The 23,291-nt window shown below is 70.8% G+C and carries 18 protein-coding genes; 5 read left to right on the forward strand and 13 right to left on the reverse strand.

Translation table 11 applies throughout. The annotated features are described in order from the left end of the window. Nucleotides 1-337: 337 nt before the first annotated feature. The 13 genes from dnaB to E9228_RS10895 form a co-directional block, all read right to left on the reverse strand. Nucleotides 338-1,702, reverse strand: coding sequence for a replicative DNA helicase (dnaB, locus tag E9228_RS10835; protein WP_166780566.1), 1,365 nt, complete (start codon nt 1,700-1,702; stop codon nt 338-340). A gap of 442 nt (nt 1,703-2,144) precedes the next feature. Beyond that, entirely contained in the window at nt 2,145-6,743 is a 4,599-nt protein-coding gene (locus E9228_RS10840; protein ID WP_166780567.1) for an FtsK/SpoIIIE domain-containing protein, read from the reverse strand. Beyond that, the gene (locus tag E9228_RS10845) at nt 6,743-7,684 is read right to left on the reverse strand and encodes a hypothetical protein (protein WP_166780568.1); all 942 of its coding nucleotides are present in this window, start codon (nt 7,682-7,684) and stop codon (nt 6,743-6,745) included. Before E9228_RS10845 ends, E9228_RS10840 begins: the two co-directional genes overlap by 1 nt. Next, on the reverse strand, nt 7,681-8,421 hold the full coding sequence (locus E9228_RS10850) for a hypothetical protein (protein WP_166780569.1): 741 nt from the start codon (nt 8,419-8,421) through the stop codon (nt 7,681-7,683). The genes E9228_RS10845 and E9228_RS10850 overlap by 4 nt, the downstream gene beginning before the upstream one ends. Continuing rightward, nucleotides 8,418-9,041, reverse strand: coding sequence for a hypothetical protein (locus E9228_RS10855; RefSeq protein WP_166780570.1), 624 nt, complete (start codon nt 9,039-9,041; stop codon nt 8,418-8,420). The genes E9228_RS10850 and E9228_RS10855 overlap by 4 nt, the downstream gene beginning before the upstream one ends. Before the next feature lie 58 nt (nt 9,042-9,099). Then, the gene (locus tag E9228_RS10860; RefSeq protein WP_166780571.1) at nt 9,100-10,518 is read right to left on the reverse strand and encodes a hypothetical protein; all 1,419 of its coding nucleotides are present in this window, start codon (nt 10,516-10,518) and stop codon (nt 9,100-9,102) included. After that, nucleotides 10,518-10,838 carry a hypothetical protein gene (locus E9228_RS10865; RefSeq protein WP_166780572.1) on the reverse strand — a complete coding sequence of 107 codons (321 nt, stop codon included), beginning with the start codon at nt 10,836-10,838 and terminating at the stop codon, nt 10,518-10,520. Before E9228_RS10865 ends, E9228_RS10860 begins: the two co-directional genes overlap by 1 nt. Nucleotides 10,839-10,914: 76 nt before the next feature. Beyond that, a complete protein-coding gene (locus E9228_RS10870; RefSeq protein WP_111075300.1) occupies nt 10,915-11,208 on the reverse strand; it encodes a WXG100 family type VII secretion target in 294 nt (97 codons plus the stop codon). 228 nt (nt 11,209-11,436) lie between these two features. Continuing rightward, nucleotides 11,437-11,889, reverse strand: coding sequence for a 50S ribosomal protein L9 (rplI, locus tag E9228_RS10875; protein WP_166780573.1), 453 nt, complete (start codon nt 11,887-11,889; stop codon nt 11,437-11,439). A gap of 14 nt (nt 11,890-11,903) precedes the next feature. Continuing rightward, nucleotides 11,904-12,161 (reverse strand): 30S ribosomal protein S18, encoded by a 258-nt coding sequence (rpsR, locus tag E9228_RS10880; protein WP_017887834.1) that lies wholly within the window; start codon nt 12,159-12,161, stop codon nt 11,904-11,906. A gap of 47 nt (nt 12,162-12,208) precedes the next feature. Beyond that, nucleotides 12,209-12,799: a single-stranded DNA-binding protein gene (locus E9228_RS10885; RefSeq protein WP_166780574.1), complete on the reverse strand. Its 591-nt coding sequence runs from the start codon at nt 12,797-12,799 to the stop codon at nt 12,209-12,211. A gap of 3 nt (nt 12,800-12,802) precedes the next feature. Further along, entirely contained in the window at nt 12,803-13,192 is a 390-nt protein-coding gene (rpsF, locus tag E9228_RS10890; RefSeq protein WP_110902892.1) for a 30S ribosomal protein S6, read from the reverse strand. A 295-nt stretch (nt 13,193-13,487) separates the two neighbouring features. Continuing rightward, nucleotides 13,488-14,918, reverse strand: a complete 1,431-nt coding sequence (locus E9228_RS10895; protein ID WP_166780575.1) for a CCA tRNA nucleotidyltransferase — start codon at nt 14,916-14,918, stop codon at nt 13,488-13,490. Nucleotides 14,919-15,028: 110 nt separating this feature from the next. Between E9228_RS10895 and E9228_RS17105 the strand changes: the two genes are divergently transcribed. The 5 genes from E9228_RS17105 to E9228_RS10920 all read left to right on the forward strand — a co-directional run bounded on the left by E9228_RS17105 (nt 15,029) and on the right by E9228_RS10920 (nt 23,290). Then, nucleotides 15,029-19,273: a DUF6049 family protein gene (locus E9228_RS17105; protein ID WP_252727981.1), complete on the forward strand. Its 4,245-nt coding sequence runs from the start codon at nt 15,029-15,031 to the stop codon at nt 19,271-19,273. Nucleotides 19,274-19,352: 79 nt separating this feature from the next. Next, a complete protein-coding gene (gene trxB, locus E9228_RS10905; protein ID WP_166780576.1) occupies nt 19,353-20,348 on the forward strand; it encodes a thioredoxin-disulfide reductase in 996 nt (331 codons plus the stop codon). An 83-nt stretch (nt 20,349-20,431) separates the two neighbouring features. After that, nucleotides 20,432-20,758, forward strand: a complete 327-nt coding sequence (gene trxA, locus E9228_RS10910; protein ID WP_110902894.1) for a thioredoxin — start codon at nt 20,432-20,434, stop codon at nt 20,756-20,758. A 221-nt stretch (nt 20,759-20,979) separates the two neighbouring features. Further along, nucleotides 20,980-22,281, forward strand: a complete 1,302-nt coding sequence (locus tag E9228_RS10915) for an aminotransferase-like domain-containing protein (RefSeq protein ID WP_166780577.1) — start codon at nt 20,980-20,982, stop codon at nt 22,279-22,281. A 46-nt stretch (nt 22,282-22,327) separates the two neighbouring features. Next, nucleotides 22,328-23,290: a D-alanine--D-alanine ligase family protein gene (locus tag E9228_RS10920; RefSeq protein WP_166780578.1), complete on the forward strand. Its 963-nt coding sequence runs from the start codon at nt 22,328-22,330 to the stop codon at nt 23,288-23,290. Nucleotide 23,291 lies beyond the last annotated feature (1 nt).

Consider the following 23,291-nt stretch of genomic DNA (forward strand, 5'->3'; position numbering starts at 1 on the left):
CACGCCTGGCGCTTCGGGAGGCCGCGACGTTGCTGACGCTGGCGGAGAGGTTCACACTGGCGGCCGGTCGCCGGCGTCGTGCGTGGGGTCGACGGTTGTTGTGGTGCGCGTTCAGACCTTTGAGGCCTCGGCTGCCCCGAGGTGAAAGGGCTCTTCGCAGTTGACGGGATACAGGACAAAAAACATGCCCGTCTGTCAAGCGTCATCAAACGCCTTTGAGAGGCTCGACGTGTCTTGCAGGCGTGACGCGATGGTCAGGCAATCTGTCGCTCCGAGCTGCCGGCGACACGTTTCGTGAGCCGACGACACTTTGCGTGTCCGTTCACAGACAACTCCCTTACTGCGGCATGTCCACGAACCGCGAGAACATCCCGTGGAACGCAACAGTGATGGTGTCCGTCGGCCCGTTACGGTGCTTCGCCACGATCAGGTCCGCCTCACCCTGACGCGGGTTGTCCTTTTCGTACGCGGACTCGCGGTGCAGCAGGATGACCATGTCGGCGTCCTGCTCGATCGACCCGGACTCACGGAGGTCGGAGATCATCGGCTTCTTGTCGGCACGCTGCTCGGGCCCACGGTTCAGCTGCGACAGGGCGATGACGGGCACCTGCAGCTCCTTCGCCATGAGCTTGAGCGCACGTGAGAACTCGGAGACCTCTTGCTGGCGGCTCTCGACCTTCTTGCCGGAGGTCATCAGCTGCAGGTAGTCGATGACGACGAGCTTCAGGTTGTGCTGCTGCTTGAGGCGACGGCACTTGGCGCGGATCTCGACGAGGGTCATGTTCGGGGAGTCGTCGATGAAGAACGGGGCGTCGTTGATGCGGCCGCGGGTCTGCGCGATGGTGGTCCAGTCGCGGGCGTCGACGGTGCCCTTGCGCATGTTCTGCAGCGGCACGCTGGACTCGGCGGACAGCAGGCGCATGGCGATCTCGGCGCGCCCCATCTCGAGCGAGAAGAACGCGGCGGTCTGGTTGTGCTTGAGCGCTGCGGAGCGGCACAGGTCGAGCGCCAGGGTCGACTTGCCCAGTGCGGGTCGTGCGGCGACGATGATCAGCTGTCCGGGGTGGAAGCCGTTGGTCAGGGCGTCCATCTGGGCGAACCCGGTGGGGACGCCGGTCATCTGTCCGTCGCGGCCCTTGGCGGCTTCGATCTCGTCGATGGCGGTGCCGATGGCTTCGGTGAGGGGGACGTAGTCCTCGGTCTGCACGCCGCCGGCGACGTTGTAGACCTCGGCCTGGGCGCTGTTGACGAGGTCGGTGACCTCGCCTTCGCTGGCGTAGCCCATCTGGACGATGCGGGTGCCGGCTTCGACCAGGCGGCGGAGGACGGCCTTCTCGGCGACGATGGCGGCGTAGTAGCCGGCGTTCGCCGCGGTCGGCACCATGCTCGTCAGGCTGTGCAGGTACTCGGCGCCGCCGCCGCGGGACAGCAGGCCCGTCTTCGTCAGCTCGTCGGTGACGGCGATGACGTCGGTCGGCTCGCCGTGCGAGTACAGCGAGAGGATCGCGTCGAAGATGACCTCGTGCTTGGGGATGTAGAAGTCGACGCCGCGGGCGGTCTCGATGACGTCGGCGACGGCGTCCTTCGACAGCATCATGCCGCCGATGGTCGACTGCTCGGCGAGCATGTCGTGCGGGGGAGTCCGGTCGGCGTTCCGCTCGGCGTACTCCCGGGGGGCCGGGTCCAGATGCGCGATCGACACACGTGCTCCTCAGTGTTTGGCGGTGCTGGCGGACGGCTCGGTGAACCGTTCCCCACCGAGCAGTTCTACCCCGGGCGACCGACATCCCCGAGTCGCTCGCACAAGCTACGGGTACGGAGTTATCCCCAGCAAACGGCCCTGTGGACAACTCTGTGGAGAGATCGTGGAACACGCCGGACTCCTGTGTGGAGGGTTGTGCACTCAGCTGTGGAGAACTGCCCTGGGGAACACACTTTCGACACTTGACCGGGGCTTTCCTGTTCCACACCGTGTGTGGAGAACTCGGCTTCAAGTGGGAGTCGAAGGTTCCCTTCCGAGGCCCCCGGTGGGCAGAACCGACTTGACAAACGGTCTCGGCGTCCCGATGCACTCGGCTGGCTCCCAGGTGGGCAGACCGGGGCAGGAGGTAACCAGCCAGTCGTGTTTCGGGGGCCGGACCTGCTCAGCCGGCCCGCGCCTCCAGGACGTCCCCGGCCGCCGCCGACACGCCGTCACCGGCCGAAGACACGGCGACGGCGGAGGACACGGCCACGACGGAGGACGACACGTCGATCGAACCGGTCCGGGTCGCAGCCGTGACCATCGGCACCTGGACGGTCGAGGCGATGCCCGTCCCCAGGTGCACGAGCGCCGTACCGGGCTGCACGCGTGACGAGAGCGACGAGCGCGAGATCCGCACGCCCACCAGGTCCCCGGCGAGCGTGTCCTGCGGCGACAGCAGCGCACCGCGACGGTTCTTCTTGGCGTCCACCTGCCACCCGCCGAACCCGGAGGCCAGCCCGGTCGTGTTGCCCCCGAGCACCAGCCCCTGCCCGTTGTCGGCCAACCCGCGGACGAAGGTGCGGAGCTCCGCCTTGGCGGAGCAGTCGATGAGCAGCTCACCGTCGTCGACGACGAGCACGACGCCGGGCCGGCCGAGCAGCACCTCGACGTCGGACGCGGTGACGTCGTCCCCGGTGACGGTCGCCAGGACACCGGGCAGGCCGGCGAGGTCGCGGACGGCGCCGGGCCTCGGTGCGAAGACCACGATCGGCGTCCCGCCCGCCAGCAGCGACCGCGCCATCGCGGCGACCATGGTGGATCGGCCGGCGCGGGACGGCCCGGCCACCACGAAGGTGCCGCCGCCCTCGCGCAGGTCCACGGTCTGCAGCGACATGTCGTCGCCGCCGATGCCGGTGACCGCGACCATCGGTGCCGGCGCGGGCGCCCCGCCGAGGGCGAGCGCGCCGTCGAGGTCCAGGTCCTTCGGCAGCGCGTCGACCCGGAACGGCCGGATGCGGGGGAGTCCACGCGTCTCCTCGTCCGCCCGGATCCGTCGCGCGAGCGCCTGGACGGCAGCGGTCTGCCCCTGACCCGAGACGTCCTCGCCGAGGGTGGCGACGTGCAGCTCGGTCGCGCTGTCCGCACGGAAGCCGCGGCCCGGTGGGATGGCGGCCGGCAGCTGCCGGTGGTTGATGCCACCGAGCGAGTAGTCGAGCCGGTCGGTCAGGCGCATCACGATCTTGTCGTCGGTGAGCGTCGACATCCGCGAGGTCAGCAGCGTCCGGTCGCCGGAGATCACGACGTGGATGCCGGCTCCGGTGCCGTCCCGGAGCAGGGACTGGATCGCCTCGGTGAGGGACCCGCCGTCGAACTCGCCGAGCGTGGTCGTGAAGTTCTCCCACCGGTCGACCAGGACGAGCACGTGCGGCAGGCGGTCCGCCACGGCGGCGAGCATCCGCTGCTCGGTGATGTTCGCGGCCCCGGCCGCGGCGATCACGTCGTGCCGTCGCGCCATCTCGCGGGTCAGCCGTTCGATCAGCCGGGAGGCACGCTCCACCTGGGTGCGCTGGGCGACGGCCCCGCAGTGGGGCAGGGACTGCAACGACGCCAGGGCGCCGTTGCCGCAGTCGACGACGTAGAGGTGCAGGTCGCTGGAGGCGATCGAACCGGCTGCCGAGGCAGCCAGGGTGCGGAGCGCCTGCGACCGGCCGGAGCCGGGGGCACCCACGACGTAGAGGTGGCCGAAACGCTCGAGGTCGATGGTCGCGGCACGCTGCTGCTGGGTGTCGGGCAGGTCCTCGAGGCCCCAGGCGAAGGTCAGCGCCGAACCCCCGACGGTGGTTTCGCCGACAGCAGCATCGGCATCGACGCCGGATGACGTGCCTCCGACGGACGCCGAGGCCACCGTGGACAGGGGGAGCAGCTCGGGCAGCGGCGGCAGCCACGGCGAGTGCAGTGGGCCGATGCCCATCTGCTCCCGGGCGTCCCGCATCGCGCCGACCAGGACGGACAGGTCGGTCGCCGCCGACCCCGGCCCGGACTTCGACGGTCGCTCGGGCGGCGACATCGCGAAGTCCCGCCACTCCAGCACGCGGACGAACGGCAGGACGGCACTCGCGTCCGCTTCTCCGGCCCATCGTCCACCGACGCGGGCGGACTGGAACGGCACGACCGACGAGTGCCCCAACCGGGCGTATGCCCGTCCGGGCACGCTCTTCGGGATGCGTGCCGCATCGGCCACGTCGATGACGTCGGTGCTCTCGCCGCCGTCCGTCATCCGGAGCGCGACGCGCAGGTTCGTGTTCGCGCGGATGTCCGGACCGACCACGCCACCGGGGCGCTGGGTGGCGAGGATCAGGTGCACGCCGAGGGACCGACCGCGCTGGGCGATGCCGATCAACCCGGCGACGAAGTCGGGCAACTCGGTGACCATCGCGGCGAACTCGTCGATGACCAGCACGAGCCGGGGCATCTGCTCGCCCGACCCACCGCGGGCCAGGTGCGCCTCGTGGTCCTCGATGTCCTTCGCCCCGGACGCGGCCAGCACGTGCTCGCGGCGGGTCAGCTCGGCACGCAGGGAACGGAGTGCCCGCTCCACCAGGTGCTGGTCCAGGTCGGTGACCAGCCCGACGGTGTGCGGCAGCTCCGAGGCGACGCTGAAGGCCGCACCGCCCTTGTAGTCGACGAGCACGAAGGTCATCCGGTCCGGCCGGTTGGCGGCGGCGAGCGAGGCGACGAGGGTCTGCAGGAACTCGGACTTGCCCGACCCGGTGGTGCCGGCGACGAGCCCGTGGGGGCCGTCCCGCACCAGGTCGAGGGCGAACGGCCCGTCGATGCCGACGCCGACGACCGCCGAGGTCGTGGGGGAGCCGGAGCGCCAGCGGGCCGCCATCACCGATCCCGTCGGCTGGGGCAGGTCGAGCACGTCGAGCAGCCGCGCACTGTCGGGCACGAGGCCGTCGCTGCCCGAGCCCGAGGTGTCGCGGAGTGGGGACAGCGCCCGGGCGACCTCGTCGAACCAGTCGTCGTCGACGCGGTCGGCCAGCACGAGGTCGACCGGCGCGGACATCTGGCGGCGGAGGACGAGCTGCGTCGGCGAGCGGTGCAGCACCGTGGCGACGCACTCCTCCGGCAGCTGCCACTCCTCCTCGTCGATGCAGATGAGTCGGATGCCCAGGGCGGGCCCGTCCCGGAGCAGTCCGACCACCCCGGGCATCGCACGGAGCCGCCGTGCACCGTCCAGCACGACGACGACCTCGGGCGAGAACCGACGCCGGCTGTTGACGTGCTTCTGCCGTTCGGCCCGACGCTCGGCGAGCACCTGCGTCAGTTCGGCCAGGCGACGGCCGATCGTCTCGGCGTCCGACCCGACCAGGGCCAGTGCCTCCTGCCCGTCGACCGGTCGCACGTGGGGGAGCCAGACCGTCCACGCCCAGTCCGGCACGGCGGCCTTCGACGTCAGCACGACGAACTGCACCTCGCGCGGGGACTGCGTGACGGCGAGCTGGCCGAGCAGCCAGCGTCCGACCGAGCGGGGCCAGGTGCCGGGCCCCGCGATGCCGACCACGCCGACCTCGGCGAGCGGCACCGTCACGGGCACACCGCGGGTCCACCGGGGTTCCTGGCCCAGGCGGTCCTGGTCGCGCTCGTCCTCCACGGTGACGGTGGCGGGCAGGTCGCCGATGCCGACGCGGACGTGCAGGTGGTCGGCGTCCGTCGGCCGTCGCTCCCACAGCCGCCGGGTCGGGGTCGTCGCGGTGATCCGGAGCGCCGCGGCGTCGAGGGAGTCCTCGCGGCGCTGGTCCCGCTCGGCGAGCACGGCTCCGGCGACGGCGGCCTCGATCGCCCGCACCCGGTCGGCGTGGTCCGCCAGGGCCTTGCGGTGGCTCTTCTTGCCGGTCTTCCGCGCGGTCACGGTCTGGCCGATCACCATGATCGGCGTCATCGCGGCGAACAGCAGGTAGAACGGCGAGTGGAAGACGGTCGCCATCACGATGCCGAACATCGCCGGCACGAACACCATGATCCACGGCAGTGCCGACCGCTGCGGCGGCACGGGCGGCTTCGGGATCCGGAACGCGGTCGGACGGAGCGGCGGCAGCAGGCGGGGCGGCCGGTTGAAGTCGAGCTGGCCGGAGTCCGGCGGCCGCAGCAGCATCCGGTCGACCACGGCCACCGGACGGACGGTCAGTGCCGTCTCGGCCACCCGGAGGACCGCGCCCGGCTCCCACTCGGTCCACTCGTCGCCGATCCGTCCGCCGTCGACGGTGACCTCGGGCAGCGCGGCGCCGTCCGGAGCACCCTCGGTCGCGGACGGGCCGTCGTCGTCGGTGTCCGGGTCCGGCTCGGCGACGAGGGCCGGGGCGAGGCGGACGGTGACGGTGCCGTCGAAGGCGATCCGTGCCTCCAGGCCGGCCAGCCCCGCCGTCTCGGAACCGGTGAGCGTGTCGCTGTCCGGGGTGAACGCCAGGCGGACGGTCCCGACGCCGACCCGGACGCACCGGCCGGCCCCGACGCCACCGGCGACGAGCAGGTCGACCAGACCTCGCCCCGCACCGGTGTCGGCGTCCGCGCCGATGTGCAGGACGGCGCCGTCCACCAGGCCGCTGTCGGCGAACCGGACGTCGGCGTCACCGGCCTCGGCGGGCAGCGGTGTGCCACCGGTCCGGCGGGCGAGCGCGTCCACGACGGAGCGCATGGTGGCGGATCCGGGCGCGTCGATGAGGACGTCCGAGCGCACGCCCGTGACGTCGTCGACGACGGTGACGACGACCTGCATCAGGCGCTGGCCGTCTGCGCCGGGGCGGTCCCGGTCGGCGCCGGAGCGGCCGTGCCGGACTCCTCGACGACCGGTTCGGACAGCCCGAGGTCCGTCCACCGGACCGTCCCGAGCTCCGCCGAGGTCGACGTGCCGTCACGTCGGCACTCGAGCGTCCAGCGGGCGAGCGGACTCGGTTGCATCGCGAGGACCGCCCAGCGGCCGCTCGGCCGCTCGAGCAGACGCACCAGTTCGCGGCCGTCCGCACCGCCGGGCAGGCTCTGGACGACCAGGAGGCCCGGGGTCGTGTCCGCCGCGACCGTCGCGACCGCCTCGGCGACGGACACGGACGCCGCGGGTCCGAACAGGTCGGCGCGGACGCCGACCGTGAGGACCGGCGTCGTCCGGGACCACGGGTCGGTGCGCACCTGGTCGACGACCCGGCGGGCGAGGGCGACCCGGGCGGCGCGGTCCCCGCCCAGGGCGACGACCCCGGCGACCGCGGAGAGGTCGACCAGGACGCTGCCGTCCTCGTCGGTGCCGAGTCCCACGACGGTCGCGAACGCGGCCGAGGCGTCCTCGGTCAGGGCGACCGCCTGCAGGGCGTGCATCGGAGCGGACCACGAGCGGCCGTCCGCGGTGGCGGTCCACGGTTCGGGCGGGGCCACCGTGGGCGAGGTCAGGTCGAGTCGGACGGTCGCCCCGACGGCGGCACGCACGAACCCGGGGAACACCACGCCGGCCACGCGACACGAGGCCTCGACGCTCCGGAGCACACGGTCGACGGCCCACGGGGTCGCGTCGTCGCGGCGGACCCGGTCGGCCCAGGCGATGGCGTCGGTCGCGGTGCCGCGGCGGAGGGCGACCATCACCGGGACGACGAAGGCCAGGGTGGCGGCGAACAGCAGGGCCGCGCAGGTGAGCACCAGGTGGGACACCGGGTGCAGGAAGTCCCAGGTCACGCGGTGCCACCGATCTCGGCCAGGCGGAGTTCGAGCGGGGTCGGTTCGACGTCGGGGACGTCGGTCCAGCGGAACGTGGTCATCATCGCGTCGAACAGCATCACCAGGGCGTCGGTGATCCGTTCGTCGGTGCCGACGTCGGGCCGCTGGCCCGTGCTGGGAGCGGGCTCGTCGCGCGGCGCGCTGATGGCCGAGAACGACATGACCACCCAGCGGCCCGGTCGGTGCGGCACCGGGATCGTGTACACGACCTGACGGTCGTCGACGACGGGCAGCTCACCCGCGACCTCGTCCGGCACGGCGCGACGGAGCTGCGTCTCGGTGCGGGCGGCGATGCCACCGTCGACCTCGCGGAGGCCCGGGTCCTGTCGGTCGTGCCGGTCCGGCAGGGCGTCGGCCAGCAGTTCGGCGATGACCTGCTCCGGCGCCTGGTCGGACTCGTCGTCGACCTCGCTCTCGATGATCGACACCGGGGGCGTGAACCCGTCGACGGGCTGCACGGGCAGGTAGACCGCCGTCGCGCCGGTGTCGCCCGCCTCGACGACCGTCGACAGCAGGCGCTTCTGCATCTCCTGGCGGAGGGGTTCGGCGCGGTCGCGCGGCAGGGTGTCCGGCAGTGCTCGGGCGACGACCTCGCGGACCGTGGCGGCGAGGGCCTGCCGGTCGTCCTCCCGTGCGGGCAGGCGTGCCCATCCCGGCGGGACGACCATGAGGAACGAGGAGATCGGGGCGGTCATGCGGACACCTCGTTCACGACGCAGCCGACCAGGGCGACGACCGCCGGGGCGAAGACGGGCACGACGTCGAGGTCGCGGGTGCGCCAGAGCACGCGGGTGTCGATGCCGTCCTGGCGGCGGACGGCGCAGACCGTGGCCCAGATCGCCCCGTCGTCGTCGATGTCGTACCGGGTGACGACCGGCCCCTCGCCGCCCAGGCCCTCGGGCAACTCGTCGACCTGCGGCGGATCGGTCGGTAGTCCACCCGTCGCCCCGGCCAGCGTGAGCAGGTCGGCGGGGGCGAGCAGGTCCACGATCTCGACCGAGACGACGACCGGCAACGGCCACCGGTCCGGCACGCCGAGACCGGCCACGAGCCACTGGCCGTCACCGAGCGATGCGGCGGGGGCGAGCAGGTCCTCGATCGTCGCGCGGGTGTCGACGTGCCGCGTCCCGGCGAACAGCGCACCGTCGTCATCGTCGAGCGCTCCGTGTTCGCCTCGGTCGACCTCGGCGATCACGGTGAACAGCGCTTCCACCTCGGTCCGCCAGGCGGTGGTGACGTCCTCGGGCCGCGGTACGACGAGCCACTCGGGCAGCTCGACGTCGAGGCGCGACGACACGGCGGATGGTGCGGGCATGGTCCTTCTTCCGGTGTGGAGCGAACGGGCGGACGGCGGACGGGCCGGAGCCCGCCGGTCAGAACCCGTGCGTGAGCGTCTTCGCGGCCTCGTTGTACCCCGGCAGCCGCTGCTGGTCGGTACCGAAGCCGGTGGGCTTGAGCCCCTGCCCGTAGATAATCGTGTTGCCCCAGCTCGCGACGACCCGGCCGCCGGACGCCCAGGAGTGCCACGTGGGCGACGCGGCGATCTGCACGCCGTACTTCGACCACATCTCCTTCTGCATCTTCAGCATCTCGTTCTGCCGGTCCACGCTGAACAGACGCTCGGCCCGCCAGTCGCCCTTCTGGAAGACGTCGCGGAACTTGCCCTTGTCCTCGTTCCAGAGCGTCTTGCCGGGGTGCCACCAGTTCGGCTTCTCCTTGAAGCCGTCGAGCACGTTCTTCGTCCGCACGTCCGTCCGCACCTGGGTGAGCCGGTTGATGTGCCGGTTGATCGTGCCGACCGTGCGCGCGGCAGCGGGGTCGGTCAGGGCGTCCTTGATGTGGATGCTCCGGACGTTCTGGAGCTTCTCGATCTTCGCCGCGTTGACCTTCTCGAAGCCGCGGATGCCCTTCGCCAGCCCCGCGGTCTTCAGCGTCGACACCGCCTTGGTCAGTGCGCCGCCCATGCCGACCAGGACGAGTCCGACGGCCGAGGTGATGACGTCCAGCCAGGACCCCTCGCCCATGCCCGCGAGCGTGATGTTCGCCACGAGGACCACCGAGGCCGCGACCGCCGCCATGAACGTGAACATGCCGACGCCGGGGATGAGGATCGCCAGGGCCGCCAGGGCGATGCCGATGTACGTGAAGATCTTGACCAGGATCTTCAGCAGCTTCGAGAAGAAGGCCTTGATCTTGTCGCCGCGGGTGTCGTGCAGGCCGTCGTCCCAGGCGGCGCGGATCGTCGCGGCGGCGGCCTTGCCGGCACCGTTCAGCGCGTCGACGGAGCGTCGCAGGCGGGCGGTCGCGGCGTCCGCGTCGGCCTTCGCGCCCTCGACCGCGCGGTGCTTGGCGTCGACCTGTCCCTGCTCGTCGCTCGTGATGGCGGGCGCGTCCGCGGCGCGGTCCTGCGACGGGTCGGGCATCGAACCCGCTCGGCTGCCGGACGCCTCGGCGTTCTCGGCGTCCTGCAGCGCTGCGGCCGACTCGGCGAGACCGTGCTCGAGTTCCGGCAGGTACCCCGTCAACGCATCGCGGATGGCGTCGTAGCGTCCGGACAGCTTCGTCAGGGACCCGGCGACCTCGCCGCTCTTCTTGCGGACCGCGTCAGCTGTCGACCCCTTGAACTGCGAGTCGTCGCCGTCGCCGATGCTCTTGAGGACCGCGGCTTCGGAGGTGATCTCCTGCGCCATGGTCGAGTAGTACGACACGAGCTCCTGCACGACGGAGACGTCGGCGACCATCGGGTCGGACGCCTCGCCGACCAGGGTCCAGTTGCCACCGCGGGCGGGCATCAGGCGGCCGTCCCGGAGTCGGCACCGGACGGCTGCGACTCGGTGGTGAGCTTCTCGGTCAGGTCGTGCTCGAGGTCGGTGAAGTTCTCGGTCGCCTTCTGCATCTTCTCGTGCAGGTCCTTCACTGCGCCCTTCATCTTGTTCCGGTGGATCTTCCAGTCGCCGGAGAAGTCGTGCATCGCCTTCTGCACGTCGTGCTGGCCGTACACCTCGGTCAGGGCGCGGTCGTCCGACTTCTGGTGCTCGAGCTCGTCCGAGATGTGCTGCAGCTTGCTGGCCGAGTCCTCGAGGACGGCTCTGGTGATGATGAGGTCTGCCATGGGTGCTCCCGATCGATGCCCGTGCCGGTGGAGGTGGACCGGGCGGCCCGTCGTCGGGCCGCCCGGAGTCCGTGCGCTACTTGATGGCGTTGGCGAGCTCGGTGTCGGTCTGCTGCAGGGCCTCGGCGGCCTTGTTGAGGTACATCGACATGCCCTCGAGACCCTCGATGGTCTTCGTGGCACCGTCGTTGAACTCCTGGTACGAGTTGCCGAAGGCGACGGACGACTGGTCGGTGACGTACCCGCCGGAGATGAGCGAGTCGACGAGGGACTTCAGCTCGCGGAGCTTCGAGGTGATGTCCTGCTCGCCGTTGACGAGGCGCGTGGCGGCATCCTGCATCTCGCCGTAGGTGACGTTCAAGTTGGGCATGTGGTGCTCCTGCTCTCGATCTCGTTCACCTCCGGTACTGGAGGCCTCGTCGAACGTACCGAGCGGTCGACCCCCGGACGAGGGCCTGCAACGCTTGTTCACCGAGCGTTCGTCAGGAGCACGCCTGGGCAGGATCGCGCCCGGCAGGAACACGGAAACGGGCGGGTCTCCCACTCGGGGAGACCCGCCCGTTCCGGCGGTGCTGGTGCTGCGTGTGCAGCGACCGGACTACTTCGCGGCGACGACCTTCAGCGAGATGGTCGCGACGATGTCCTCGCGCAGACGCACGGTGGCCTCGTGGTCACCGACGGTCTTGATGGTCGCGGGGACCTCGACCTTGCGCTTGTCGAGCGAGCCGACGCCCTGCGCCTGGACGGCGTCAGCGACGTCACCCGGGCGGACGGAGCCGAAGAGACGACCGTCCTTGCCGGCCTTGACCGACAGCTGGATGGTGGCGTTCTCGAGCTTCATCTTGAGGTCCTGTGCCTCTTCGATGGTGGCGAGCTCGCGTGCGGTGCGAGCAGCACGGATCGACTCGATCTGCTTCTCGCCGCCCTTCGACCACGACACGGCGAAGCCCTGCGGGATCAGGTAGTTGCGGGCGTAGCCGTTCTTGACGTCGACGACGTCACCGGCGGAACCGAGGCCAGAGACCTCGTGGGTGAGGATGAGCTTCGACATTCGTCGACCTCCGATCAGCGGCCGGAGCCGGCGTAGGGGAGGAGCGCCATCTCACGGGCGTTCTTCACGGCACGGGCGATGAGGCGCTGCTCCTGGACGGAGACGCCGGTGATGCGACGGGCGCGGATCTTCCCACGCTCCGAGATGAACTTGCGAAGGGTCGCAACGTCCTTGTAGTCGATGACGCCGACCTTGATCGACTTCGCGGGAGCGGCGTTCTTGCCGCCCTTACCGCGAGGCTTCCGGCGGTCGCCGGTGCTCTTTCCAGCCATTGTGTGTCCTTAGAGAAGAAGAAGTTGTGTCGTCAGACCGCTGAGGATCAGAACGGGGTCTCGTCGTCGTAGGTGCCGCCGGGGGTGGACCACACGTCGTTCGACTGTGCGTTCCCGCCACCCTGCTGACCACCCTGCGGCGACCACGGGGCGTCGGACTGACCGCCACCGTTGCCAGCGGACGCGCCACCGTTGTAGCCGCCGTTGCCACCGCCGGAGGAGTTCCCTCCACCGACCTGGCCACGGCCACCACCGGCGCCACCACCACTGCCACCCGGTGCACGGGTGATCTGGGCGGTCGCGTACCGCAGCGAGGGGCCGATCTCGTCGACCTCGAGCTCGATGCTCGTCCGCTGCTGACCCTCACGGTCCTGGTAGGAACGCTGACGGAGACGACCCTGCACGATGACGCGCGAGCCCTTCGTCAGCGACCCCGCCACGTGCTCGGCGAACTCGCGCCACACACTCGCACGGAGGAACAGCGCGTCGCCGTCCTTCCACTCGTTCGCCTGACGGTCGAACGTGCGAGGGGTCGACGCGATGGTGAAGTTCGCCACGGCGAGCCCGTTCTGCGTGTAGCGCAGCTCCGGGTCCGCGGTGAGGTTGCCCACCACCGTGATGACGGTTTCGCCGGCCACGGGCTACTCGGCGCTCGCGGTCGTGGCGGCCGAGGCCGACGCGTTGGCTGCCTTGCGGGCGGCACGGGCTTCGTCGCGCTGCTTCTGCGCGGCGACCTGGGCCATGCCCTCTTCGGCGCGGAGGACCTTGGTGCGCAGGACGGCCTCGGAGAGACCGAGCTGGCGGTCCAGCTCCTTGGCGGAGTCGGCGGACGACGTGAAGTTCACGACGGCGTAGATGCCCTCGTTCTTCTTCGCGATCTCGTAAGCGAGCCGGCGACGGCCCCAGACGTCCACGTTGTCGACGGTGCCACCGTCGTTGCGGATGACCGCGAGGAACTTGTCCAGGCTGGGAGCGACGGTGCGCTCATCGATCTCGGGGTCGAGGATCGCCATCAGTTCGTACTGGTGCATGCGGAACCCACCTCCTTTGGTCTCGAACGGCTCCGGGCGGTTCCCGGAACAGGAGGGTTGATGCATGTGTGCCCGCACGCAGGTGCGCCGGCACAACCCCGCAAGCTTAGCGGACGCCTCCCGGCCGCGCTACCGCCTGGGGAAGACCGCGAAACACCGGTGTTCGTCGGTCACGCCGCGTGATTCCGCGGCTGGACGCATGAACACCGGTGTTTCGCCGGCCCGCCGGCCCGCCCGCCAGCCCGCCAGCCCGCCGGCCCGCCAGGTGGTCGCCTCTCCGGACGGGAGGCACGGGTCAGGCGTCGCGCGTGGCCCACCAGGTGCGGAGGCGCGCCTCCGCGTCCTCGGGCCCGAGGGGCCCCTCGTCCATCCGCGCCTCGAGCAGGAAGCGGTACGCCTCGCCCACCGCGCGCCCCGGCGGGATCCCGAGGATCCGCATGATGTCGTCCCCGGAGAGGTCGGGACGCATGGAGTCGAGTTCCTCCTGCTCCGCGAGGACGGCGATCCGTGCCTCCAGGTCGTCGTAGGCGAACCCGAGCCGGTCCGCCTTCCGACGGTTCCGGGTGGTGACGTCCGAGCGGGTGAGCTCGTGCAGCCGCTCGAGCTGGTCGCCGGCGTCGCGGACGTAGCGGCGGACGGCCGCGTCGGTCCAGGCGCCCTCGGTGTAGCCGAAGAAGCGCAGGTGCAGCTCGATCAGGCGCGAGACCGAGGCGATGGTGTCGTTGTCGAAGCGCAGGGCACGGAGCCGCTTCTTCGCGAGCTTCGAGCCGACCAGGTCGTGGTGGTGGAAGCTCACGGCGCCGCCCGGCTCGAGCTTCCGGGTCGCCGGCTTGCCGATGTCGTGCAGCAGTGCGGCGAGGCGCAGGACCGTGTCCGGGGCGTCGCCGGGGTGGCGTTCGGCCTCGTACCCGATGGCCTGCGTCAAGACGGTGAGCGAGTGCTCGTACACGTCCTTGTGGTGGTGGTGCTCGTCGATCTCGAGCTTCATCGCGGGGAGCTCGGGCAGGATCCGCTCGGCGATGCCGGAGTCGACCAGCAGCCGGATGCCCTCGACCGGGTCGTCCGTGTCCAACAGCTTCACGAGCTCGTCACGCACACGCTCGGCGGAGATGTTCTCGATCGAGTCGGCGAGGTCGGTCATCGCGTCGCGCACGTCCTCGGACACGGTGAACCCGAGCTGTGCGGTGAACCGGGCGGCCCGCATCATCCGGAGCGGGTCGTCGCGGAACGAGACCCGTGCGGCCTGCGGGGTCGCCAGGCGCTGCGCGAGCAGGTCCTCGACGCCGCCGTGCACGTCGACGAGCTCGCGCTGGGGGAGTCGGAGCGCCATCGCGTTGACGGTGAAGTCGCGCCGGAGCAGATCCGCTTCGATGGTGTCGCCGAAGGTGACCTCGGGCTTGCGGGTCTCGCCGTCGTAGACGTCACTGCGGTACGTGGTGATCTCGACCTGCTCGCCGCGGACCATCGCGGCGATCGTCCCGAACTGGCGACCGACGTCCCAGGTGCTGCTCGCGAGGGGCTCGACGATCGCCAGGACGGCGTCGGGTCGGGCGTCGGTGGTGAAGTCGAGGTCGGTCACCGGGCGACCGAGGAAGGCGTCGCGGACGGGCCCGCCGACGAGGGCGAGCTCGTGACCGGCTGCGGCGAACGCCCGTGCGAGGACGTCGACGGTGTCGGTGGCGGCGAGTGCGTCGAGTCGCTCGACGGCCTGGGCTACGGACTGCATGACGCCGTCGATCATCCCAGATAGTGAGCGCGAGCACCTGCGCGCTCGCCTGCTGTCATGGTCACCCCTCGTACACTCGTCGTGGCCCGCCCCGACCAGGGCCCTCCCACATGCAGATTCTCCGTACCGTGCTCGCCGCCGCCGCGTCCGCCCTGGTCGCCACCGGTCTGGTCATCGCGCCGTCCGCGGTGGACGTCGCCGACGCCGCCACCAGTTCCCGACCCGCCGCCCCGGCCGCGGCCCAGGCCGGCACCACGTCGGTCCAGCTCACGCCCGGCGGCCGCGGTGTCCTCGACCTCGGCGACGACCTGTCCCTGACGCTCACGGTGACGAACGACACCGACACCGCCCTGCCCGCGGGCCGCGCCGACCTGGACATCATCCGGCCGGTGGTGGGTACGCGGGACATCCTCACCGACTGGCTCGGCGACACCACCCCAGACGGTTACCCCGGCGAGCCCATGGACGACGTGACGATCCCGGCGGTCCCGGCGCACCGATCGGTCACCGTCGACTCGATCTCCGTGCCCTTCGCCGACGTGCGCCTCGGCACCCTGAACCCCTTCGGCGCCCGACGCATCGCCGCGTCCTACGTCGCCGGGTCGACCGTCGCCGTCGGACGTTCCGCCTTCACGTGGAACCCCGGCGTCGACCCGGCCCCCGTCGACGTCGCGGTCGCGATGCCCGTCACCGTCCCGGCGACCGCGGACGGCCTGCTCAGCGCCAACACCCTCGCGGCGGACACCGCCCTCGACGGCACGCTCACCCAGCAGCTCGACGCCGCCGAGGGCCACAGCGTCGCCCTGGCCGTCGACCCGCGGATCATCGCGTCGATCCGGGTCCTCGGCGACGACGCCCCGAGCAGCGCGACCGCGTGGCTCGACCGGCTCGAGGGCCTCCGGAACGAGAAGTTCCCGCTCTCGTACGCCGACGCCGACGTCACCGGGCTCCGCCAGGCCGGCCTGCCGGGCATCGCCGCACCGATCTCCTTCGACCAGGCCATCGCCGCCGCGGTCGACGCCGACCGGTTCCCCGGCGCGACGCCCAGCCCGACCCCGAGCAGCACCGCGACGGACCCGGCGACCGACCCGACACAGGGCCCCGCCGACCAGGGCAGCAGCACGCAGGAGCCGGCCGACGGTGCCACCGCGCCGAGCGACACCGCCACCCCGGACGACGGCACCACGGACGCCGGCACGGGCGTCGGCGCCACCATCCCCACGTCGGCCTCGCTCGTGTCCTTCCCCTGGAGCACGGACACCGTCGCGTGGCCGGTCGAGGGCACCGTCGCCGCCGCCGACCTCCCCGCCCTCGGCGACGCCGGCTACCGCTCCACGATCCTGTCGAGCGCGAACACCTCGGCCGGGGGCAGCACCACGGTCGCCGCCGCCGAACAGATCGGCTCCGCCGGCGCGCTCGTCTCCGACCAGGCGATGTCCGACCTGCTCCGCGACGCGGCCGAGGCCCGGACCCCGATCGCCTACGAGACCGCGATGTCACGGCTCCGTGCGACCCTCGCCACGATCGCCGTCCAGGGCACCGCCACCGGTCCGCTCCTGCTGACCCTCGACCGGTCCTGGCCGACGGACTCCACGCGCCTCGAGCAGTCGCTCCGGGCCCTCGAGAGCACGCCCTGGATCGCGCCGACGGACTTCTCCACTGTCGTCGACGCGAAAGCGGGCTCGCTCACCCTGCAGAGCAGCGACGACGGAGACGACCGCCTGACGGTGCTCCGCCGCCTGGTCCGCTCCGAGCAGGCACTCGTCGACTTCGCCAGCGCCGTCACCGACCCGGCGCAGGTCACCGCTCCGGCACGCCTCACCACGCTCGCCGCAGCCTCGAACGCCTGGCGCGCCGACACCGACGGGCTGACCGAGCAGGTCGACCGGATCGCGGCAGCCCACGAGAAGACCATCCGCAGCGTCGGCATCGTCAACTCGAGCGACATCACACTGCTCGGCGACCGCTCCTCGCTGCCGATCTCGGTGCGGAACCGATCCGACTGGCCGGTCACGGTGTTCCTGACGGTCACCCCGTCGAACTCGTTCCTGCGCATCGAGCGGAACGCCGTCGAGGTCACCATCCAGCCCCGCTCCTCGACCCGCACCACCTTCCCGGTGCAGTCGGTCGCGAACGGCAAGGTCGCCCTGTCGATGGCCCTGACCAGTCGCACCGGTGCCCGGATCGCCACGCCGGCGACGGTCGAGATCAACGTGCAGGCACAGTGGGAGACCGTCATCACCGCGGTCGCCGCCATCGCCGTGGTCGCGGTCTTCGGCCTGGGGATCCTCCGCAACGTCCGCCGTCGACTGCGTCGTCGGAACGGCGAACCCGAACCGGAGGACGACGACCCGAACCGACTGCTCGAGGTCCAGCCGCCCGGACCGGGCGAGACCGTGTCCGCCGCTGCCGTCCCGTCCACCGTCGCGGCACCCGCCGACGAACCCGTCGCCACCTCCCGGCCGGGAGGCACGACTCCCGTCCCCGGCGCAGCCACCGCCGTCGCCGTGGCCGGTTCCGGGGCCGACACCGTCGGTGCCGACGGCGACCGTCTCGAGGACGCGATCGCCCGTGCCGGAGTGGCGGCGAGCCTCCCGTCCGCACCGGACGCCCCCGACGCCCGTGACGCCCGTGACGCCCGTGACGCCCGACGTGACCGCCAGCACCACGAGGAGCCGATCATCAGCACCACCCCGCCCAGCGCCGACGTCGACGCCGAGCAGGGCGAGGGGCGCGGTCTCGGCCGGGCCAGCGCCATGTTGGCAGCGGGGACGATGATCTCCCGCCTGCTCGGGTTCGCGAAGACCTTCGTGCTCGCCTACGCCATCGGCCAGACGAACTCGCCGTCTGCCGACGCGTTCGCGGTGTCGAACCAGCTGCCGAACAACATCTACGCGCTCATCGCCGGCGGCCTGCTGTCCGCCGTGCTCATCCCGCAGATCGTGCGTTCGATGTCGCAGGACAGCGACGGTGGGCGCGCCTACGTCAACAAGATCGTGACCCTCGGCGGCTCGGCCTTCGTCGTCATCACGATCGTCGCCACCCTGCTCGCGCCACTGCTGGTCCGCCTGTACTCGGCGCAGGCCCACGACGGCAAGGGCTTCGCGCCCGCCACCACCGACCTGGCCGTCGCATTCGCGTTCTGGTGCCTGCCGCAGATCCTGTTCTACGCGGTCTACTCGCTGCTCGGGGAGGTCCTCAACGCCAAGCAGGTGTTCGGACCGTTCACGTGGGCGCCCCTCATCAACAACGTCATCGCCATCTCGGGCCTCATCGTGTTCATCGCGATGTTCGGCACCCGCGCGGTGAACTCCGGTACCGACGACTGGACGCCGCTGAAGATCGCGGTGCTCGCCGGCAGCGCGTCCCTGGGCGTCCTCGCGCAGGCCGCCTTCCTGCCGTTCTTCTGGAAGCGCGCCGGCCTGACCTTCCGACCGGACTTCCGGTGGCGCGGGGTCGGCCTCAAGGCCACCGGCACCGCCGCGGGCTGGCTGTTCGCGATGATCCTCGTCACGCAGCTCGCCGGCATCGTGCAGTCCCGCGTCGCGTCGCTCGGATCGGGAGACGCCGGCAACGCCGTGCTGCAGAACGCCTGGCTGCTGTTCATGCTGCCGCACTCGATCATCGCCGTGTCCATCGCCACCGCCTACTTCACCCGGATGAGCCACGACGCCGAACGCGGTGACCTGGCCGCCGTCCGGCGCAACCTGTCCCTGTCGCTCCGGATCGTCGGCCTGTTCACCGTGTTCTCGTCGGTGGCGCTGATGGTCGTCGCGGTGCCGTTCGGCCGGATGTTCGCGAACACCTTCGACGGCGCCCTGTCGATCGGCGCCGTGCTGCTCGCCTACATGCCGGGCCTGGTGCTGTTCAGCATGCTCTTCATCATCCAGCGGGTCTTCTGGGCGATGCACGACCACCGCACCCCGTTCCTCATGCAGCTCGTGCAGTCCGGGCTCTTCGTCATCGGGGCCCTCGCCGTCACGACCCTGCCCGGCAACGTCATCGGCGTCGCCGTCGCGGCGTGCACGACCATCGCCGGGTCCGCACAGACCGTCGTCGCCCTCGTCGTCGTCCGTCGTCGGCTGCACGGCATCGAGGGTCCGATCGTCACCCGCTCGCACCTGCAGTTCGTCGTCGCGGCGGTCGTCGCCGGCGTCGTCGGCCTGGTCGTCGTGAACTTCTTCGGCGCCTTCCGTGCGGACGGCTTCGCGATGGCGGACTTCACCAGCGCGCTGATCACCGTCGTCCTCGGCGGGGTCGTCATGGTGGCGGTGTACTTCGGGGTGCTGGTCTTCCTGCGCAACGCCGAGATCCGCAGCGCCGTGGACCTCGTGCGCGCACGTCTGGGACGCTGACCGCAGAGCCAGGCTGCGGGAATGGCACGCCGGTACCATTGGTTGACCCGGTCAGCAAGCAACGGAAGGGCAATCACGCATGCGCGAGCTCATCATCATCGGTTCCGGTCCTGCCGGGTTCACGGCCGGCATCTACGCCGCGCGCGCTGAGCTGAAGCCGCTCATCGTCGCCTCGAGTGTCGAGACCGGCGGCGAACTCACCAAGACGACCGAGGTCGAGAACTTCCCGGGCTTCCCCGAGGGTGTCCAGGGCCCCGACCTCATGATCAAGATGCAGGAACAGGCCGAGAAGTTCGGCGCCGAGGTCCTGTACGACGACGCCGTCTCGGTCGACCTCACCGGTCAGGTCAAGAAGGTCACGGTCGGCTCCGGCGAGACGTACGAAGCCCTCACGGTCATCTACGCCACCGGCTCGGCGTACCGCCACCTGGGCCTCGCCGACGAAGAGCGCCTCTCCGGCCACGGCGTCTCCTGGTGCGCCACGTGCGACGGCTTCTTCTTCCGTCAGAAGAACATCGCCGTCGTCGGCGGCGGCGACTCCGCGATGGAAGAGGCCACGTTCCTCACCCGCTTCGCCGACAAGGTGACGGTCATCCACCGCAAGGACTCCCTGCGTGCGTCGAAGATCATGCAGGACCGCGCGATGAACGACCCGAAGATCGAGTTCGCCTGGAACAAGGAGGTCACCGGCATCACGGGTGACTCCGCGGTCGAGGGCGTCACGCTCAAGGACACCGTCACCGGCGAAGAGTCCTCGCTCGCCCTCGACGGCCTGTTCATCGCGATCGGCAACGACCCGCGCACGCACCTCGTCCACCAGCAGCTCGAGATCGCCCCCGACGGCACGCTCGCGGTGGAGGGTCGTTCGTCCCGCGCCGTCGGCGTCCCGGGTGTCTTCATCGCCGGTGACGTGCTCGACCCGACCTACCGCCAGGCGATCACCGCCGCCGGTTCCGGTGCGGTCGCAGCGCTCGACGCCGAGAAGTTCCTGGCGGACCTCGACCACGAGCTGACCGACCAGGCCGAGGGCGTCACCCCGACCGAGGCCATCATCGACGTCACCGCCCGGGTCTGACCCCGGCCCTGCACGCCACGGGAATGCACGTCGCTGCGTCCTCGTTCACCACACCGAACCGACTTCCCGTCGAAGGAGCAAACATGTCCAGCGCAAAGGCAGTGACCGACGCCACGTTCGAGGCCGAAGTCCTCAAGTCCGACAAGACGATCCTCGTCGACTTCTGGGCCGAGTGGTGCGGCCCGTGTCGCGCGGTCTCGCCGATCCTCGACCAGATCGCCGCGGAGCACGCCGACAAGATCGAGATCGTCAAGCTGAACGTCGACGACAACCCCCAGTCGGCCATGAACTACCAGATCACGTCGATCCCGGCGATGAAGGTGTTCAAGGGCGGCGAGGTCGTCAAGACCGTCATCGGCGCCAAGCCGAAGCCGGCCCTCGAGGCCGACCTCGCGGACTTCCTCGCGTAAGGATCCGTCGCACAGACCCGGACGCCCCGTCCTCCATTCCATCGGAGGGCGGGGCGTTCGCCTGTCTGGAGGCCCGTCCCACGTCCGCCGACCCGGCGGACGCTGGGTGGGCCTCCAGGCCGGCACCAGGCCACGGATCGCCGATCGGCCTGTGACCCACAGCGACGGATGCCCGGCTGCATGTCGTACTGTGGCGAGAACGACCGAGTGGAGGAAACTCGATGACGAACGGCAACAGTCTCGACCCCTGGTACGACTCCTACGCCCAGCGCACCGCCGGGCTGAGCGCCTCCGAGGTCCGAGCGCTGTTCGCCGTCGCGTCGCGGCCCGAGGTGGTCTCCCTCGCCGGTGGCATGCCCTTCGTCTCCGCGCTGCCCCGTGAACTCGTCACCGGCTCCATCGACCGCGTGATGGCCGAGGACGCCGCGATGGCGCTGCAGTACGGCGGTGGACAGGGTCTGCGCTCCCTCCGCGAGCACATCGTCGACGTCATGTCCCTCGAGGGCATCCGAGCCAGCGCCGAGGACGTCGTGGTGACCACGGGGTCCCAGCACGCCCTGGACCTCGTCACGCGGCTGTTCATCGACCCGGGCGACGTCGTCCTGGCCGAGTCCCCGTCCTACGTCGGCGCCATCGGTGTGTTCCGGTCGTACCAGGCCGAGACGGTCCACGTGGCGACCGACGAGCTCGGACTGGTCCCGGAGGCGCTGCGCGAGACGATCGCCCGTCTGCGGGCTGCTGGCAAGCGCATGAAGTTCCTCTACACGATCCCGAACTTCCACAACCCGGCCGGGGTGACGATGAGCCGCGAGCGCCGCATCGAGGTGCTCGACATCTGCCGGTCGAACAACATCCTGGTGCTCGAGGACAACCCGTACGGACTGCTCTGGTTCGACGAGCCCGCACCGCAGGCGATCCGCTCGATCGACGACGAGGGTGTGGTCTACCTCGGCTCGTTCTCGAAGACCCTCGCGCCCGGGTTCCGCGTCGGCTGGGCCCTCGCCCCGCACGCCATCCGCGAGAAGCTCGTGCTCGCCAACGAGTCCGCGGTCCTCGCGCCGAACTCGTTCGGCCAGTACGTCGTCAACGCCTACCTCGACGCCGCCGACTGGAAGGGGCAGGTCGACACCTTCCGCGGCATCTACGCCGAGCGCCGGGACGCGATGCTGTCCGCACTGGGGGAGTTCCTGCCGGACCTCAGCTGGACCGTGCCGAACGGCGGGTTCTTCGTGTGGCTCACCCTGCCCGAGTCCCTGGACTCGAAGGGGATGCTGCCGCGCGCCGTCAAGGAGCTCGTGGCCTACACACCCGGTACCGCGTTCTTCGCCGACGGCCGCGGAGCCGGCAACATCCGACTGTCGTTCTGCTACCCGACGCCCGAGCAGATCCGGGTCGGCGTGAAGCGGCTCGCCTCGGTGGTCAACGACGAACTCGAGCTCGTCGAGACCTTCGGGTCGGCCAGCCGGTCGAGCTCCTCGGTGAGTACCTCCACCGTCAGTTCGCCGCAGCCCAACATGCCCTGACCTGGGCTTTCGCACGTTCCAGACACCATCCGCAGAGGATCGCACCATGGCTGAGTTCGCCCGCCGTCACGTCGTCGTCGTCGCCGGGGGGATCTCCCACGAGCGGGACATCTCGCTGCGCTCCGGTCGCCGGGTCGCGGACTCGTTGACCGGCTACGGCTGGCAGGTCGACCTGCGCGACGCCGACGCCTCCCTGCTGCCGGCATTGGCTGCCGACCGCCCGGACGTGGTGTGGCCGGCGCTGCACGGCGCATCGGGTGAGGACGGCGCGCTGCGCGGCATCCTTGAGGCCCTGGACATTCCGTACGTCGGGTCCCGGTCCACCTCCGCTCGACTGGCATGGTACAAGCCCACCGCCTCCGCGCTCGTTTCCCGTGCCGGTGTTCGCACTCCGCGGTCGATCACCCTGTCGCACGACGTCTTCCGTGAACTCGGCGCCGTCGGTGTCCTGCAGGCCATCGCCTCGGAGCACCCGGTCCCGCTCGCGGTGAAGCCGGCCCGGGGTGGCAGCGCGCAGGGCGTCACGCTCGTCGACAACGTGGACGATCTGCCCCGTGCGATGGTGGCGGCGTACACGTACTGCGAGGACGCCGTCGTCGAGCAGCTGATCCGTGGGACGGAGATCGCCGTCGGGATCATCGACACCGGCGACGGGCCGCTCGCACTGTCACCGGTGGAGATCGTCCCGCGGAACGGGTTCTACGGGTACGAAGCGCGGTACAACGCGGGGGAGACGACGTTCTTCACGCCGGCTCGTCTCAGCGAGGAGCAATCGCAGGCGGCTTCCGCTGCTGCAGTCCTGGCGCACCGCGCACTCGGCCTGCGTCATGTCTCGCGGGTGGACCTGATCGTCGACGGCGCTGGGACGCCGTGGTTCCTCGAGGTGAACGTGCTGCCAGGGCTCACGGAGACGTCGCTCGTGCCGCAGGCGTTGTCGGCCTCGGGGTTCGACCTCGGTTGGACGTACGCCGAACTCGCCGAGCAGGCCATCCGGGACCACTCGGCCTGAC

This window comes from Curtobacterium salicis (assembly GCF_011759505.1).
Lineage (GTDB): Bacteria > Actinomycetota > Actinomycetes > Actinomycetales > Microbacteriaceae > Curtobacterium > Curtobacterium salicis.